17 protein-coding genes are annotated in these 14,867 nt (G+C 60.1%); 14 read left to right on the top strand and 3 right to left on the bottom strand.

Translation table 11 applies throughout. The annotated features are described in order from the left end of the window. Positions 1 to 9: 9 nt before the first annotated feature. Complete coding sequence (locus O3297_RS15765) at positions 10 to 228, bottom strand: hypothetical protein (protein WP_070281343.1); 219 nt, start codon at positions 226 to 228, stop codon at positions 10 to 12. Here O3297_RS15765 and O3297_RS15760 point away from each other — a divergent pair. The 4 genes from O3297_RS15760 to O3297_RS15745 are packed head-to-tail and all read left to right on the top strand — an operon-like array spanning position 227 to position 3,898. Further along, positions 227 to 1,156: a branched-chain amino acid ABC transporter permease gene (locus O3297_RS15760; RefSeq protein WP_034785168.1), complete on the top strand. Its 930-nt coding sequence runs from the start codon at positions 227 to 229 to the stop codon at positions 1,154 to 1,156. The two genes, O3297_RS15765 and O3297_RS15760, sit on opposite strands and share 2 nt — an antisense overlap. 22 nt (positions 1,157 to 1,178) lie before the next feature. Next, positions 1,179 to 2,396 carry an ABC transporter ATP-binding protein gene (locus O3297_RS15755; protein ID WP_305049108.1) on the top strand — a complete coding sequence of 406 codons (1,218 nt, stop codon included), beginning with the start codon at positions 1,179 to 1,181 and terminating at the stop codon, positions 2,394 to 2,396. Between the two features lie 12 nt (positions 2,397 to 2,408). Further along, positions 2,409 to 3,182, top strand: coding sequence for an ABC transporter ATP-binding protein (locus O3297_RS15750; RefSeq protein WP_034785170.1), 774 nt, complete (start codon positions 2,409 to 2,411; stop codon positions 3,180 to 3,182). Then, positions 3,179 to 3,898 (top strand): ABC transporter ATP-binding protein, encoded by a 720-nt coding sequence (locus O3297_RS15745; protein ID WP_305049107.1) that lies wholly within the window; start codon positions 3,179 to 3,181, stop codon positions 3,896 to 3,898. The genes O3297_RS15750 and O3297_RS15745 overlap by 4 nt, the downstream gene beginning before the upstream one ends. A gap of 122 nt (positions 3,899 to 4,020) precedes the next feature. Here the strand turns inward: O3297_RS15745 and O3297_RS15740 are convergent, their stop codons facing one another. After that, complete coding sequence (locus O3297_RS15740) at positions 4,021 to 4,584, bottom strand: phasin family protein (RefSeq protein ID WP_092608379.1); 564 nt, start codon at positions 4,582 to 4,584, stop codon at positions 4,021 to 4,023. A 350-nt stretch (positions 4,585 to 4,934) separates the two neighbouring features. Between O3297_RS15740 and O3297_RS15735 the strand changes: the two genes are divergently transcribed. The 3 genes from O3297_RS15735 to pbpG all read left to right on the top strand — a co-directional run bounded on the left by O3297_RS15735 (position 4,935) and on the right by pbpG (position 7,849). Next, positions 4,935 to 5,852 (top strand): DMT family transporter, encoded by a 918-nt coding sequence (locus tag O3297_RS15735; RefSeq protein ID WP_370385408.1) that lies wholly within the window; start codon positions 4,935 to 4,937, stop codon positions 5,850 to 5,852. Positions 5,853 to 5,878: 26 nt separating this feature from the next. Next, on the top strand, positions 5,879 to 6,598 hold the full coding sequence (locus O3297_RS15730) for a nitroreductase (protein WP_305049106.1): 720 nt from the start codon (positions 5,879 to 5,881) through the stop codon (positions 6,596 to 6,598). Positions 6,599 to 6,775: 177 nt separating this feature from the next. Then, the gene (gene pbpG / locus O3297_RS15725; protein ID WP_230520745.1) at positions 6,776 to 7,849 is read left to right on the top strand and encodes a D-alanyl-D-alanine endopeptidase; all 1,074 of its coding nucleotides are present in this window, start codon (positions 6,776 to 6,778) and stop codon (positions 7,847 to 7,849) included. Between the two features lie 33 nt (positions 7,850 to 7,882). Here pbpG and O3297_RS15720 read toward each other — a convergent pair whose 3' ends face one another. Beyond that, positions 7,883 to 8,662: an IclR family transcriptional regulator gene (locus tag O3297_RS15720; RefSeq protein WP_034785179.1), complete on the bottom strand. Its 780-nt coding sequence runs from the start codon at positions 8,660 to 8,662 to the stop codon at positions 7,883 to 7,885. Between the two features lie 151 nt (positions 8,663 to 8,813). On the opposite strand from O3297_RS15720, the gene O3297_RS15715 reads away from it, so the two are divergent. The 7 genes from O3297_RS15715 to O3297_RS15685 all read left to right on the top strand — a co-directional run bounded on the left by O3297_RS15715 (position 8,814) and on the right by O3297_RS15685 (position 14,861). Beyond that, positions 8,814 to 9,197, top strand: coding sequence for a diacylglycerol kinase (locus O3297_RS15715; protein WP_070281337.1), 384 nt, complete (start codon positions 8,814 to 8,816; stop codon positions 9,195 to 9,197). A 260-nt stretch (positions 9,198 to 9,457) separates the two neighbouring features. Continuing rightward, complete coding sequence (locus O3297_RS15710) at positions 9,458 to 10,462, top strand: sulfate ABC transporter substrate-binding protein (protein ID WP_034785183.1); 1,005 nt, start codon at positions 9,458 to 9,460, stop codon at positions 10,460 to 10,462. Positions 10,463 to 10,506: 44 nt separating this feature from the next. Beyond that, a complete protein-coding gene (locus O3297_RS15705; RefSeq protein WP_034747509.1) occupies positions 10,507 to 11,073 on the top strand; it encodes an alpha/beta hydrolase in 567 nt (188 codons plus the stop codon). Between the two features lie 45 nt (positions 11,074 to 11,118). Continuing rightward, the gene (locus O3297_RS15700; protein WP_034785187.1) at positions 11,119 to 11,757 is read left to right on the top strand and encodes a peroxiredoxin; all 639 of its coding nucleotides are present in this window, start codon (positions 11,119 to 11,121) and stop codon (positions 11,755 to 11,757) included. A gap of 299 nt (positions 11,758 to 12,056) precedes the next feature. Next, positions 12,057 to 12,866, top strand: coding sequence for a sulfate ABC transporter permease subunit CysT (gene cysT, locus O3297_RS15695; RefSeq protein WP_099408869.1), 810 nt, complete (start codon positions 12,057 to 12,059; stop codon positions 12,864 to 12,866). Beyond that, the gene (cysW, locus tag O3297_RS15690; protein ID WP_034785420.1) at positions 12,863 to 13,789 is read left to right on the top strand and encodes a sulfate ABC transporter permease subunit CysW; all 927 of its coding nucleotides are present in this window, start codon (positions 12,863 to 12,865) and stop codon (positions 13,787 to 13,789) included. Before cysT ends, cysW begins: the two co-directional genes overlap by 4 nt. A gap of 1 nt (position 13,790) precedes the next feature. Continuing rightward, positions 13,791 to 14,861, top strand: coding sequence for a sulfate/molybdate ABC transporter ATP-binding protein (locus tag O3297_RS15685; protein ID WP_034747519.1), 1,071 nt, complete (start codon positions 13,791 to 13,793; stop codon positions 14,859 to 14,861). Positions 14,862 to 14,867: the final 6 nt, after the last annotated feature.

Here is a 14,867-nt window from a genome sequence, read left to right as displayed (position 1 = left end):
ATTCCAAGCTTAGTTTTTGCAAAAGATCGTTATGATTGCCTCAAGCTTGAATATGTTGTCGTTATGACTAAGCAAGGTCACGCCCGTTTTCAGTGCGTGCACCATGCTGGTGAGAACGGTCCAGGGATGGCACTGCAGGAATTCTTCCTCCGGTGCCGTTTTTGTATCAGCGCCCCATGTTCTGGCGGAAGTTGTTCCCGAAAAATGCATATTTGATAGGGCAATCATGGATACATTCATCCAGCAGATCATTAACGGCTTGGTGTTGGGCAGCATGTATGCCTTAGTCGCCCTCGGTTACACAATGGTGTACGGCGTTCTGAACCTGATCAACTTCGCCCACGGCGACGTGCTCATGATCGGCGCCATGGTGGGCCTGACCATCCTCAAGCTGCTGGGCATCTATGTGCCGGACTGGCCCGGTTACCTGAAACTGGCCACCGCCATCCTCGGCGCCATTCCCATCTGTATTCTGGTCAATATCATCATCGAGCGGGTCGCCTACCGCCGCCTGCGCAACGCCCCCCGCCTCGCCCCCCTGATTACCGCCATCGGCGTCTCCATCCTGCTGCAAACCTTCGCCATGATGATCTGGACGCGCAATCCCTTGCCCTTTCCGCAATTGCTGTCGACCGATCCCATCAACATAGGCGGCGCCGTGATTTCGCAAACGCAAGTACTGCTGCTGGCCCTGGCCGCGCTGTCGATGGGCGGATTGGTGTTGCTGGTGGAAAAAACGAAAATGGGCCGCGCTATGCGCGCCACGGCGGAAAACCCCCGCGTGGCTGGACTCATGGGGGTCGATTCCGACAAGGTCATCGTTGCCACCTTCGCCATCGGCGCCGCGCTGGCGGCCGTGGCGGGCGTGATGTGGGGCGCCAACTATGCGTCCATCCAGTTCTCCATGGGCGCCATCCCCGGCTTGAAGGCCTTTTGTGCGGCCGTGCTGGGCGGCATCGGCAATATCTATGGCGCCATGCTGGGCGGTATCTTGCTGGGCATTATCGAGAGTCTGGGCGCCGGCTATATCGGCGACATCACGGGCGGTTTCCTGGGCAGCCACTACCAGGATATCTTTGCCTTCGTCGTGCTGATCATCGTGCTGACCCTGCGCCCGTCCGGCATCATGGGCGAACGCGTGGCCGACCGTGCCTGATGTGAAACTGGGAGAATAAATCATGGCACTACTCGATTTTGACGCTAAGAAAAATCCGACCAAAGCCTACGCCGGCATGCTGGGCCTGGCCGCGCTGCTGATGGTGTTCCCGTTCTTTGCCGCCCAGTTCGGCAACTCGTGGGTGCGCATCATCGACATGGCCTTGCTGTACATCATGCTGGCCCTGGGCCTGAACATCGTCGTCGGCTTTGCCGGCCTGCTTGACCTCGGCTACATCGCTTTCTATGCCGTGGGCGCCTACCTGACGGCCTTGCTGGCCTCGCCCCAGTTCGCCATCCTGCTCGAATCGGTGGTGAACCAGTATCCCGTGCTGGGCGAAACCCTGGTGCAGCTGATGGGGCCGGAAATCCGCGAAAACGGCATCCACCTGTCGATCTGGATCATCGTGCCGCTGGCCGCCTTTGTTGCCGGCCTGTTCGGCGCCCTGCTGGGTGCGCCCACATTAAAACTGCGCGGCGACTACCTGGCCATCGTGACCCTGGGCTTTGGCGAGATCATCCGCATCTTCATGAACAATTTGAACGACCCGATCAATTTCACGAATGGGCCGCAAGGCATCAATCTGATCGACCCGATCCGCATCTTCGGCGTCAACCTGGCGGGCGAGGCGGGCACCAACAGCACCGTCATGGTGGCAGGCTTTTCCATGCCGTCCGTGAATGCCTATTACTTTTTGTTCCTCTTCCTGTGCATCGCCGTCGTGTTCGTCACCAAGCGCCTGCAGCATTCGCGCCTGGGCCGCGCCTGGGTAGCCATCCGCGAAGACGAGATCGCCGCCAAGGCCATGGGCATCAATACGCGCAACGTGAAATTGCTGGCCTTTTCCATGGGCGCCTCGTTCGGCGGCGTGGCGGGCGCCATGTTTGCCTCGTTCCAGGGTTTTGTTTCGCCGGAATCGTTCTCGCTGACGGAGTCGGTCGCCGTGCTGGCCATGGTGGTGCTGGGTGGCATCGGCCACATCCCCGGCGTGATCCTCGGTGGCGTGATCCTTGCCTCGATACCGGAAGTACTGCGCCACGTGGTGGAACCGGCCCAGCAGGCGCTGTTCGGCCACGTGGTGATCGAGGCGGAAGTGCTGCGCCAGCTGCTGTATGGCTTGGCCATGGTGTTGATCATGCTCAACCGTCCTGCCGGCCTGTGGCCATCGCCGAAGCACGAAGACCGGCCCGACCACGATGTGGACCAGCCGAACAAATCCACCGGCGTCGTGTCCGCTTAAGGGAGGGATAGCATGAGCGAACAGATCATTCTCAACATTGCCGGCGTGAACAAGCGTTTCGGCGGCTTGCAGGCGCTGACCGACGTGGGCATCACCATCCGGCAAGGCCAGATCTACGGCTTGATCGGCCCGAACGGGGCCGGCAAGACGACGTTTTTCAACGTGATCACCGGCCTGTACCAGCCCGATACGGGCACCTTCGAACTGGCCGGCAAGCCGTATTCGCCATCCGCGCCGCACAAGGTGGCGAAGGCGGGCATCGCGCGCACCTTCCAGAACATCCGCCTGTTTGGCGACATGACGGCGCTGGAAAACGTCATGGTGGGGCGCCATGTGCGCTCGCACCAGGGCGTGTTCGGCGCCATCTTCCGCCACAAGGCGGCGCGCGAGGAAGAGGCGTCCATCCGCAAGCGGGCCATGGAGCTGCTCGATTTCGTCGGCATCGCCCAGTTCGCCAGCCGCACGGCCCGCTTCCTGTCGTATGGCGACCAGCGGCGCCTGGAAATCGCCCGCGCGCTGGCCACCGATCCGACCCTGCTGGCCCTCGATGAGCCGGCGGCGGGCATGAATGCGACGGAAAAGCTGGCTCTGCGCGAGTTGCTGGTGAAAATCAAGGCGGAAGGCAAGACCGTGCTGTTGATCGAGCACGACGTGAAACTGATGATGGGACTGTGCGACCGCATCACGGTGCTCGAGTATGGCAAGCGCATCGCCGAAGGCTTGCCGGCCGAAATACAACAAAACCCGGCCGTCATCGAGGCTTACCTGGGGGGATCGCACGCATGAGTAATATATTGAAGGTGGCGGGCCTGCACGTGGCCTACGGCGGCATCAAGGCGGTGAAAGGCATCGACCTGGAAGTGAACGAGGGCGAGCTGATCGCCCTGATCGGCGCGAACGGCGCCGGCAAGACGACGACCCTGAAAGCCATCACGGGTACTTTGCCTGCCTGCAAGATCGAGGGCACGATCCGCTACCTGGGCGAATCGCTGAAGGGCACGAAATCGTTTCATCTGGTGGAAAGGAAACTGGCCATGGTGCCGGAAGGGCGGGGCGTGTTTACCCGCATGTCGATCCGCGAAAACCTCATGATGGGCGCCTACACGCGCACGGACAAGGCGGGCGTCGAGGACGATATCGCCCGCTGGTTCGACGTATTTCCCCGCCTGAAGGAACGCTCGGCGCAGATGGCCGGCACCCTGTCGGGCGGCGAGCAGCAGATGCTGGCCATGGCGCGTGCCCTGATGAGTCATCCGAAGCTGCTGCTGCTCGATGAGCCATCGATGGGCCTGTCGCCCATCATGGTCGAGAAAATTTTCGAGGTGATCCGCAAGGTGTCGTCCGAAGGCATCACGATTCTGTTGGTCGAACAAAATGCCCGCCTGGCCCTGCAGGCGGCGCACCGCGGCTATGTGATGGATTCCGGCCTGGTCACCATGGGCGGCAACGCGGCCGCCATGCTCGACGACCCGCGAGTGAAGGCGGCGTATCTGGGGGAGTAAGAGGGATCAGGCATAAAAAATGCCCCAGCTGGGCTGGGGCATAATGGCATCCGTCGGGGAAGTACGGGATGGATGCCTGGAGGAGCCGATAACAGCGGACCGCCGTAGCGGTCGCGTAGGAATTACTTGGCAGCGCGCGGCACGACTTTTTCAGCCGCTTGCGTGAACTGGTTCACGGCCGAGGTCAGGTTCGCTTCGATGGCTTCGACGGCTTGCTTGCTGGTTTTCGAGAATTGCTCGTAGCCTGCATTGGCGTTGCCGATGGCGCTTTTCAGGATGGCGACGGCGTTTTCCGAACCGGCTGGCGCGTTCTTGGTGACTTCTTCCACCAGCGACAGGACTTTGCGGTTGGTTTCAGCGATTTGCGATTCAGCAGCTTTGCTGAATTCGGCTTGCGTGCCCGACGTGATGGCAGCCAGGTGACGGCCGTAAGCGATGGCTTTTTCGGCGCCAGGCTGGGCTTGGGCAGAGGCCAGCGAGAAGAATTCTTGTGGATCTTTTGCCGACAGCAATTGCTTGGCGGCGGCGGTCGATTCTTCCAGCGTTGCTTTGGCAGCGGTCAGGTTCAGTTCGACGATCTTTTCGATGCCTTCGAAGGCTTTGCCCGTCAGCGACGAGAACAGGGCGAATTGGGCTTCCAGGTTGGCTTTGGTAGCGGACGAAAATTGCTCAGGAATTGAAAACATATAAATCTCCAAAAAATCGAAATCTGGTTAATTTGATGCTGCGTGTACCGTTTGGGAAAGCAGGTGAATCTAAATTTTTCAAGCTGAACAAGAATTGTGCAACGCAACAAACCCTATTCTACGGCGAAAAAAAACGAAGTCAAGCGATTCTTGTGCGATGCAACAATTGAATAGATTTGCGTCAAAAGCCATTGTTTCTAAACGGAAATATTTGATTTCTGAGTGCTAATGGTTTAGCCCTAAACCATTATTTCCCCGCCTTTCAGGACGGGTGCGGCGCAGCATGCTAGACTTTGCCTCCCGCACTGGCGCAGCGCCCCGGTGCCGATCCTGTTTCCCGAGTTGATACCATGTCCAATCTTCCCGCCGCGGCTGGCGCCAGCGGCAAAGCCTCTTTCCTGACGACCCTGGCGCCGATGGCCTTGCCCGGCTTCTTCGTGTTGTTATGGAGCACAGGTTTTATCGTGGCCAAGTTCGGCTTGCCGTATGCGCCGCCGCTGACCTTTTTGCTGCTGCGCTTCCTGGGCGTGCTGGTGATCCTGCTGCCGCTGGTGCTGCTCTTGCGCGCGCCGTGGCCTGTGGGCCAGTTCCGCCAGATCGCCGTGGCCGGCATATTGATGCAGGCCGGCTACCTGGCCGGCGTCTGGTGCGCCATCAAGCTGGGCATGCCGGCCGGCCTCTCTGCGTTAATTGTCGGCATGCAGCCCGTGCTGACGGCCTGCGCCGCGCCCCTGATCGGCGAATCCGTGCGCCCGCGCCAGTGGCTGGGCCTGTTCTTTGGCTTGCTGGGCGTGGCCCTCGTCGTGTATGCGAAGATCAACCTCGTGGGCCTGACGGTGGAAAGCGTGCTGCTGTGCGTGTTCGCCCTGCTGTCGATGACGGCCGGCACCATGTACCAAAAACGCCACTGTCCGCAATTCGACTTGCGCACCGGCACGGTGGTGCAGTTTGCCGCCTCCATCGTGGTGGTCTTCCCATTCGCCCTGTATTACGAAGGACTGGACTTGCATTTCAGCAATGTGCAATGGACGGCGAATTTCATCGGCGCCTTGCTGTGGTCGGTACTCGTGCTGTCGATCGGCGCCATCTTCCTGCTGTTCGCCCTGATCCGCCGCAGCGATGCGACAAAAGTGACGGGCCTGCTGTACCTGACGCCGCCCACGACGGCCGTGATGGCCTGGCTGATGTTTGGCGAAGCGTTCAATATGCTGGGTATCGCCGGCATGCTGGTGGCCGTGGTCGGCGTGGTGTTCGTGGTCAAGAAATAGACTAGATATAGCGGGAGAGCAGGGCAGTGAGCAAGCAAGCATCTGAAACACAGTCGGCGCAGCAAGCCGTGGACGCCGTCATCGTGTCGCGCCGTTCGATCCGCGCCTTTTTGCCCACGCCGGTGGCGCAGGACGATATTGCGCGCATCCTGGAAGTGGCGGCGCGCGCGCCATCGGGCGCCAACATGCAGCCGTGGAAAGTGTATGTGCTGTCGGGCGAAGCGCGCCTGCGCCTGTCGCGCCGCATCCTGGCCGCCTACGACGCGCCCAAGGCAGCCGATGCGCCCGCGCGCACGGCGTCGTACACCTATTACCCGCGCCAGTGGACGGCGCCGTTCATCGAGCGTCGCCGCAAGATCGGCCTGGACCTGTACCAGCTGCTGGGCCTGGAGCGTGGCGACACGGCCGGCATGGCGGCCCAGCATGGACGCAATTTCCAGTTTTTCGATGCGCCCGTGGGCCTGATCTTTACCATCGAACGGGTGCTGGAACAGGGTTCCTGGCTCGACTACGGCATGTTCTTGCAAAACATCATGCTGGCAGCGCGCGCGCGGGGACTCGACACGTGCCCGCAAGCGGCCTTCATCCATTACCATGACATCATCCGCGACGAGCTGGGCGTGCCGGCCAGCGAAATGGTGGTGTGCGGCATGGCCCTCGGCCATGCCGACCCGGACAAGGCCGAGAACCGCCTGAACACGGAACGCGAGCCGCTGGCCGGCTTTGTTAAATTCATGGACAAATAGACATTACTGGCGATGGACACGGCCAAACAAGCGGTTAAGGATGAGTTTGTTTGCTGATCGCCAACGATTTGTATTTCATTACTGCAATAAATACTGTCCTAACTGTTAAATAGACTTGCGATTACTCTGCATTTCGCTACACTGCAATAAGGCAACAGCTTCACGGGGAATTATCGAATGGCTAAGTTTAAACTTGCGCTGGGTATCCTGGCTTCCCTGCTGTTTGCGCTGGCGCCGGCTGCTGCCGTGCAAGCCAAGGAAGCGAACGGCAAATCCTCTGCGTCCAAGAAACAAAATACCAAGAAAGTCAAAGTCGTGCTGCGCAAGGGCGCGACGGCCGCGCCGCGCGAAAAGACCGTGCGCCGGGTCGTCATGGTGCGCGGCAAGCGCAAAGTCATCTATCAAAAAGTCAGCAGCGTGGCCGTGCCCATGGCCGCACCGATGCCGACCATGGGCGATCTGGCCGGCCTGAACCTGACGCGCGATCCGCTCGACCTCAAGTCCAGCGTGGCGCTGGTGCTGGACCAGGCCAATGCGGAAGTGCTGTTTGAAAAGAATTCCAATGTGGCCTTGCCCATCGCCTCCATCACCAAGATGATGACGGGCCTGGTGGTGGTCGAAGCGCGCCAGGACATGGATGAAGTGCTGACGATCACGGACGAGGACGTTGACCGCGCCAAGTTCAGCAGTTCGCGCCTGAAAGTGGGTTCGCAATTGACGCGCGCGAATATGCTGCACATCGCCTTGATGAGCTCGGAAAACCGCGCCGCCTCGGCGCTGGGCCGTAACTATCCTGGCGGCTTGCCGGCGTTTGTCGACGCCATGAACAGCAAGGCGCGCCAGCTGGGCATGATGGATACGCATTACGTCGATTCCAGCGGCCTGTCGAAAATGAACGTGGCCAGCGCGCGCGACCTGGGCAAGCTGGCCATGGCCGCTTTCCGCCATCCGCTGCTGCGCGAATACTCGACGGACCCGAAAGCCATCGTCGAAGCCAGTGGCCAGCCCATGCAGTTTGGCAATACGAATCACCTGGTGGCCAACCCCGGTTGGGAGATCGGCTTGCAAAAGACGGGGTTCATCAATGAGGCGGGGCGTTGCCTGATGATGCAGGCGGTCATCGAGGGACGGGCCGTGATCATGGTCTTCCTCGATTCCAAGGGGAAACAGTCGCGTACGGCCGATGCGGGACGCATGCGCAAGTGGCTGGAAGCTTTGAAGCCAGCCAATATGAGCCTGCCCGGCGGCTAAAAATATACAGGGTAGCGTAGCTGCCCTGTATATTTAGTCTTGCGGGATATAGCCCAGCGTGACGGAAATCTGGTTCGCCGTTTCCACCAGGTCCACCAGCCACTCATCCTGCAGACGGTCGGCCGGCGCCGAGATCGACAGGCCGGCGATCAGCTTGCCGGAGTCGTCGCGGATGCCGGCGGCCATGCAGCGCACGCCCAGTTCCAGCTCTTCATTGTCGCGCGCATAGCCGCGCTCGCGCACCAGGCTCAGTTCGCGCTCGAGTTTTTGCAGATCCGTGATGGAATTCTTGTTGTGTCCGGCCAGGCCCGTGCGCGTGGCATACGCGCGGATGGCTTTCGGCTCGTCCACCGACAGGAACAGCTTGCCGGTCGAGGTCAGGTGCAGCGGGCCGCGGCCGCCGATGGCGCGCACCACCTGCATGCCCGAGCGCTCGGAAAAGGCGCGGTCGATGTAGACGATCTCGTCGCCCTGGCGCACGGACAGGTTGATGGTTTGCTGGGTTTTCTTGTGCAGCTGGCGCATGAAGTCCAGCGCCGCTTCGCGCACGCTGAGGCGGCTTTTCACCACATTGCCCAGTTCCAGCAGGCGCATGCCCAGCCGGTACGTGCCCGGTTCGATGCGGTCGACAAAGCGCGTCAGCACCATGTCGTTGAGAATGCGGTGCGCCGTCGAGGGGTGCAGGCCGGAAACCTTCGACAATTCCTTCAGGCTGACCGGGTCGGAATATTTCGCCAGGGCATCAAGCAGGGCGACCATGCGTTCGATCACCTGTATCGTTGTCTTGGGGGCCGCGACCGGTTCAATTTTCATGATGGATTTGGTGCAATGCAGTATTCATGCTTCTTTATACCATAATGTGAAAAAATAGTGAAATGTTCCGAGATATTCAGCGAATAAATGGTCACAGTGCTATGTCGCCCCCATAATGTGCTCACTGCACTTGATTTACATATGGAAAACTATGCAACCTGTAAATGAATTCAAAAGTAAGAGTGGCTTGAAGCGGATCTTTTCCGCTTTTTTCTACTCGCTCGATGGCTTGAAGGCGGCCTGGCGCCATGAACACGCGTTCCGCCAGGAACTGGGCCTGTTCGTCGTCGGCACGGTGATCGCCTTGCTGCTGCGCATCTCCGCCTTTGAAAAGCTGGTGCTGATCGGCGTGCTGCTGCTGGTGCTGATCGTCGAGCTGATCAATTCCGCGCTGGAAGCCGTGGTCGATCGAATTTCGCTGGAACGCCATCCGCTGTCGAAGAACGCCAAGGACTTCGGCAGCGCGGCCGTGTTGCTGACCTGCATCCTGGCCTTCGCCACCTGGGCAGTGGTCCTCTTTAACCGTTTCTATTGAACACCTGTCAAAACCTACTGCGCGTCGGTATAGGCAGCCTGCGATGCTCACTGTACTAAAGCACAGTTGCGCTTCTCGACCGCCTCTCCCTTCCGCTCGCTACGGTTTTGTCAGGTGTCCTTGGTTTTAACTGCTTTATCCCCGGTGCGCGCCATCCATATGCGAAAATCGAATATCAAACGGCGAAACGCTTCGTTCTCTTTGCGGCCATAGCGCCGTAATCTGGTGGTTCTGAAAGTTCAACCACTCGGGGATCTTAGATGCTGTCGAAAAAAATCATCATTGCCGCCGCCATCAGCGCGTTTGCCATTCTGCAAACGGCGCAGGCTGCCGATATCACCCTGCTCAACGTGTCGTATGACCCGACGCGCGAGCTGTACCAGGATGTGAACACGGCATTTGCCAAGGAGTGGAAAGGCAAGACGGGCGACAACGTCAAGATCAAGCAATCGCACGGTGGTTCCGGCAAGCAGGCGCGCGGCGTCATCGATGGCCTGGAAGCGGACGTCGTGACCTTGGCCCTGGCCTATGACATCGATGCGCTGGCCGAGCACAAGCTGCTGGCCGCCGACTGGCAGAAGCGCTTGACGCACAACAGCTCGCCGTACACCTCGACCATCGTGTTTCTGGTGCGCAAGGGCAACCCGAAAGGCATCAAGGACTGGAATGACTTGATCAAGCCGGGCGTCTCCGTCATCACGCCGAACCCGAAAACCTCGGGCGGCGCCCGCTGGAACCACCTGGCAGCGTGGGGCTACGCGCTGCGCCAGCCGGGCGGCAACGAAGCGAAGGCCAAGGATTTCCTCGGTAAACTGTATAAAAACGTGCCCGTGCTCGACTCCGGCGCGCGCGGCGCCACCACCACGTTCGTTGAGCGCGGCATCGGCGACGTGCTGATCGCCTGGGAAAATGAAGCTTACCTGGCCGTCAAGGAACTGGGTCCGACCAAGTTTGACATCATCACGCCGTCCGTCAGCATCCTGGCCGAGCCGCCTGTTGCCGTCGTCGACAAGTTTGCCGACAAGCACGGCACGCGCAAGGTGGCCGAGGCTTACCTGAACTACCTGTACACGGACGAAGCGCAAGACATCATCGCGAAGAATTACTACCGTCCGGCAACGGACAAGGCGGCGAAGAAATACGCGTCGCAATTTGCCAAGGTCAACCTGTTCACCATCGAGCAAGTGGCGGGTGGCTGGACGGCGGCACAGAAGGCGCATTTTGCCGACGGCGGCATCTTCGACCAGATCTACCAGCCTAAATAAGATCGGATGGCACGATTGCCAGACCGTTACTAAAAGGATCCACCATGGCGCTGCGCAGCTTTTCCGATTACCGGGTACTGATCGTGCCGGGCTTGCATAACAGCGGTCCCGAGCACTGGCAGAGCCGCTGGCAGCGCCTGTATCCGCAATTCGAGCGGGTCGAGCAGGACGACTGGAACGCTCCCGACCTGGCCACCTGGTCGGCGCGCCTGGACCAGGTACGGCGGCAGGATGCGCGCCCGACCCTGATCGTGGCCCACAGCTTCGGCTGCCTGACGACGGCGCACAGCCTGGCCCGCGATCCGCAGGGCGTGGCCGGCGTGCTGCTGGTGGGGCCGGCCGATCCCGACAAGTTTGGCGTGGCGAAGGCATTGCCGCAGAAGCGGCTGCCTTGCCCCGGCATATTGATCGCCAGCCAGACCGACCCATGGATGACGGCCGAACACGCGGCGCAGTGGGCACGGCGCTGGAATTGCAAGTATATTGATGGCGGTGCGCTGGGTCATATCAACGCCGAGTCGCGCCTCGGTGACTGGGTCTACGGCCAGGCGCAACTGCAAACACTGTTTGATCTGGCGCAAAGCGACAAGCGCCACCGTCAGGCAGCCTGATTCGACGCACATTCCATTGCCACACAACCTCACAAGGAGATCACGATGACTTTACGCCTGGGCGATGTCGCCCCTGATTTTGAACAAGACAGCTCGATCGGCCCGCTCAAGTTCCACGAGTGGGCGGGCAATTCCTGGGTGGTGCTGTTTTCCCACCCGGCCGACTTTACCCCCGTGTGCACGACGGAACTTGGCCTGACGGCCAAGCTCAAACCGGAATTCGACAAACGCAACGTGAAGGCCATCGCGCTGTCCGTGGACGCGGCCGAATCGCACAAAAGCTGGATCAAGGATATCGAAGAGACGCAAAACACGGTGGTGGGCTTCCCCATCATCGCCGACGTCGACAAGAAAGTATCGGTGCTGTACGACATGATTCACCCGGAACAGTCTGTCACGGCCACCGTGCGCTCCGTCTTCATCGTCGATCCGAACAAGAAAGTGCGCCTGATCCTCACGTATCCACTGAGCACGGGTCGCAACTTCAATGAAATCCTGCGCGTCATCGATGCCCTGCAACTGACGGACGGCTACACGGTGGCCACGCCCGGCAACTGGAAAGATGGCGACGACGTCATCATTCCATTGACCGTGCAAGACCCGGACGTGATCAAGCAGAAATATCCGAAGGGCTTTACGGCCGCGAAACCATACTTGCGCCTCACGCCGCAGCCAAACAAGTAAGAACTGGGTCAGATCCTATGGGTCTGACCTCAGCCGTCAAGGTGTTGGGTTAAGTGTGTGCCCAACCCCACCCCAAAAGCCGGGGTCGGACCCACAGGGTCCGACTCCTTTTTTTTCGCCCAGCATTTCCATCGGCAAGTATGCAAAATCCATCTAAGCAAATGAGAAATGGTTAGTTCTTTTTATAACGATTGCATGTGATTATTGCGGCCTATAACTCAAAAATGTAATAAGAAGGAGTTTCTATGTCTGCAGCATCAGCAGCACCGCTCAAGGCGCGCGGAGCGCCGTTTCGGGTCATGCCGGGGTTTAAGCTGTCACTGGGCTTCACGCTCTTTTACCTGGCCTTGATCGTCCTCATTCCGCTGTCGTCGGTGTTCCTGAAAACTTTCACCATGACGTGGGACGCCTTCTTCAGCGCCGTCACGTCCGACCGCGTGATGGCGTCGTACCGCCTGACGTTTGGCGCTTCGCTGATCGCCGCGCTGCTGAACGTGGTGTTTGGCGGCATCCTGGCCTGGGTGCTGGTGCGCTATAAATTCCCCGGCAAGCGCATCATCGACGCGCTGGTCGACTTGCCGTTCGCCTTGCCGACGGCCGTGGCCGGCATCACCCTGACGGCTTTGTATTCGTCGAACGGCTGGTTCGGCCAGTTCATCGAAGGTGTGCTGGGCATCAAGGTGGCATTCACGCCGCTGGGCGTGGTGGTGGCGCTGACCTTCATCGGCTTGCCGTTTGTCGTGCGCACCGTGCAACCGGTGCTGGAAGACGCGGAAAAGGAACTGGAAGAAGCGGCCGCCAGCCTGGGCGCCAATTCCCTGCAAACGTTTATCCGCGTCATCTTCCCCACGATTTTGCCATCCTTGTTGACGGGCTTTGCGCTGGCTTTCGCCCGCGCCACGGGCGAATACGGTTCCGTGATCTTTATCGCCGGCAATATGCCCATGGTGTCGGAAATCACGCCGCTGTTCATTATTACCAAGCTGGAGCAATACGATTACGCGGGCGCCACGGCCATCGCCGTGGTGATGCTGGTGGTCTCCTTTTTGCTGTTGTTGACGATTAACCTGCTGCAAGCATGGACGCGCGGAAAGGCGAAGAAATCATGAGTACGAATACGACTGCCATCGCTGGCGTGGACAATGCGCGTCCGACGGCGCGCCGCTTCGAGCCGAATGTCGGCCCCGTCGTGCTGGAGCCATTGTGGGTGCGCACGGTACTGATCACCATCGCCTTGCTGTTCCTGACGACCTTTTTGATCGTGCCCCTGGTGGCCGTGTTTGCGGAAGCGTTCAAGAAGGGCTGGGAAGCGTATATCGCCGCCATCATCGACCCGGACGCGATTTCCGCCATCAAGCTGACCCTGATCACGGCGGCCATCGCCGTGCCGCTGAACCTGGTGTTCGGCGTGGCCGCTTCCTGGTGCATCGCCAAGTTCGACTTCCGCGGCAAGAGCATCTTGCTGACCCTGATCGACTTGCCGTTTTCCGTCTCGCCCGTGATTTCCGGCCTGATCTATGTGCTGATGTTTGGCGCCCAGGGCTGGTTCGGCCCGTGGCTGCAGGCGCACGACATCAAGATCCTGTTTGCCGTGCCCGGCATCGTGCTGGCCACCATTTTCATTACCTTCCCGTTCGTGGCGCGTGAACTGATCCCGCTGATGCAGTCGCAGGGCAGCGAGGAAGAAGAGGCCGCCATCGTGCTGGGCGCGTCGGGCTGGAATACCTTCCGCCGAGTCACCTTGCCGAACATCAAGTGGGGTCTGCTGTATGGCGTGATCCTGTGTAACGCCCGCGCCATGGGCGAGTTCGGCGCCGTGTCCGTCGTCTCGGGCCATATCCGCGGCGAAACGAACACCATGCCGCTGCAGGTGGAGATTCTGTACAACGAGTACAACTTCGCCGCCGCGTTTGCCGTCGCCTCCCTGCTGGCCCTGCTGGCCCTGGTGACCCTGGCCCTGAAAGCCTTCATTGAGTGGCGTTTGAACGAGAGCGACGCCGACGATTCCGCCTTACGTTCCACGGAGCACTGATATGACCATCGCAGTTAAAAACATCCACAAGCGTTTCGGCGATTTCGTCGCCCTCGACAATATCTCGCTGGACTTTCCCGCCGGCGAATTGACGGCCCTGCTGGGTCCATCCGGTTGCGGCAAGACCACCTTGCTGCGCATTATTGCCGGCCTCGAACATCCGGACAGCGGCCAGGTGCTGCTGGACGCGGAAGACGCGTCGAACCGCCACGTGCGCGAGCGGCAAGTCGGTTTCGTCTTCCAGCATTACGCGCTGTTCAAGCACATGACGGTGTTCGAGAACGTGGCCTTCGGCTTGCGCGTGAAGTCGCGCAGCGAGCGCCCGTCGGAAGACCAGATCCGCCGCAAGGTGAAGGATTTGCTGGAACTGGTGCAGCTGGACTGGCTGGCCGACCGCTATCCGCCGCAGCTGTCTGGCGGGCAACGCCAGCGCATCGCCCTGGCGCGCGCGCTGGCTGTCGAACCCCGCGTACTGCTGCTGGACGAGCCGTTCGGCGCCCTGGATGCCAAGGTGCGCAAGGAATTGCGCCGCTGGCTGCGCCGCCTGCATGACGACTTGCACGTGACCAGCATTTTCGTCACGCATGACCAGGAAGAAGCGCTGGAAGTGGCGGACCAGGTGGTGCTGATGAACAAGGGCACCGTCGAGCAACTCGGTTCCCCGGAGCAAGTCTACAACCACCCGGCTTCGCCCTTCGTGTATGGCTTCCTGGGCAACGTCAACCTGTTCCACGGCCGCGTGCATGACGGCGTGATGGCCACAGGCGACGCTAGCTTCGAGGTGCCCGATTACGCGGGCGTGAGCGACAGCAAGGGCACGGCCTATGTGCGTCCGCACGACCTGGAAATCGACCGCTACACGCAGGGTGCGGAAGGCATCGTTGTGAAACTGAGCCGCGCCCATGCGATCGGCCCGCTGGCCCAGCTGGATTTGCAGCGCGTGGATAACAGCGAGCTGATCGAAGCGGTGATGTCGAACGAGCGTTTTACCCATCTGCAGCTGAAGGAAGGCGAGACATTGGTTGTCCGCCCGAAACGTCTCCATGTATTTGTTGAACCCACCCGAACTTGATACAGG

The sequence above is a fragment of the Janthinobacterium sp. SUN128 genome, from assembly GCF_030587275.1.
Lineage (GTDB): Bacteria > Pseudomonadota > Gammaproteobacteria > Burkholderiales > Burkholderiaceae_D > Janthinobacterium > Janthinobacterium lividum.
Note: the sequence above shows the minus strand (reverse complement) of the source record. Positions and strands in the feature narration are given on the sequence as shown.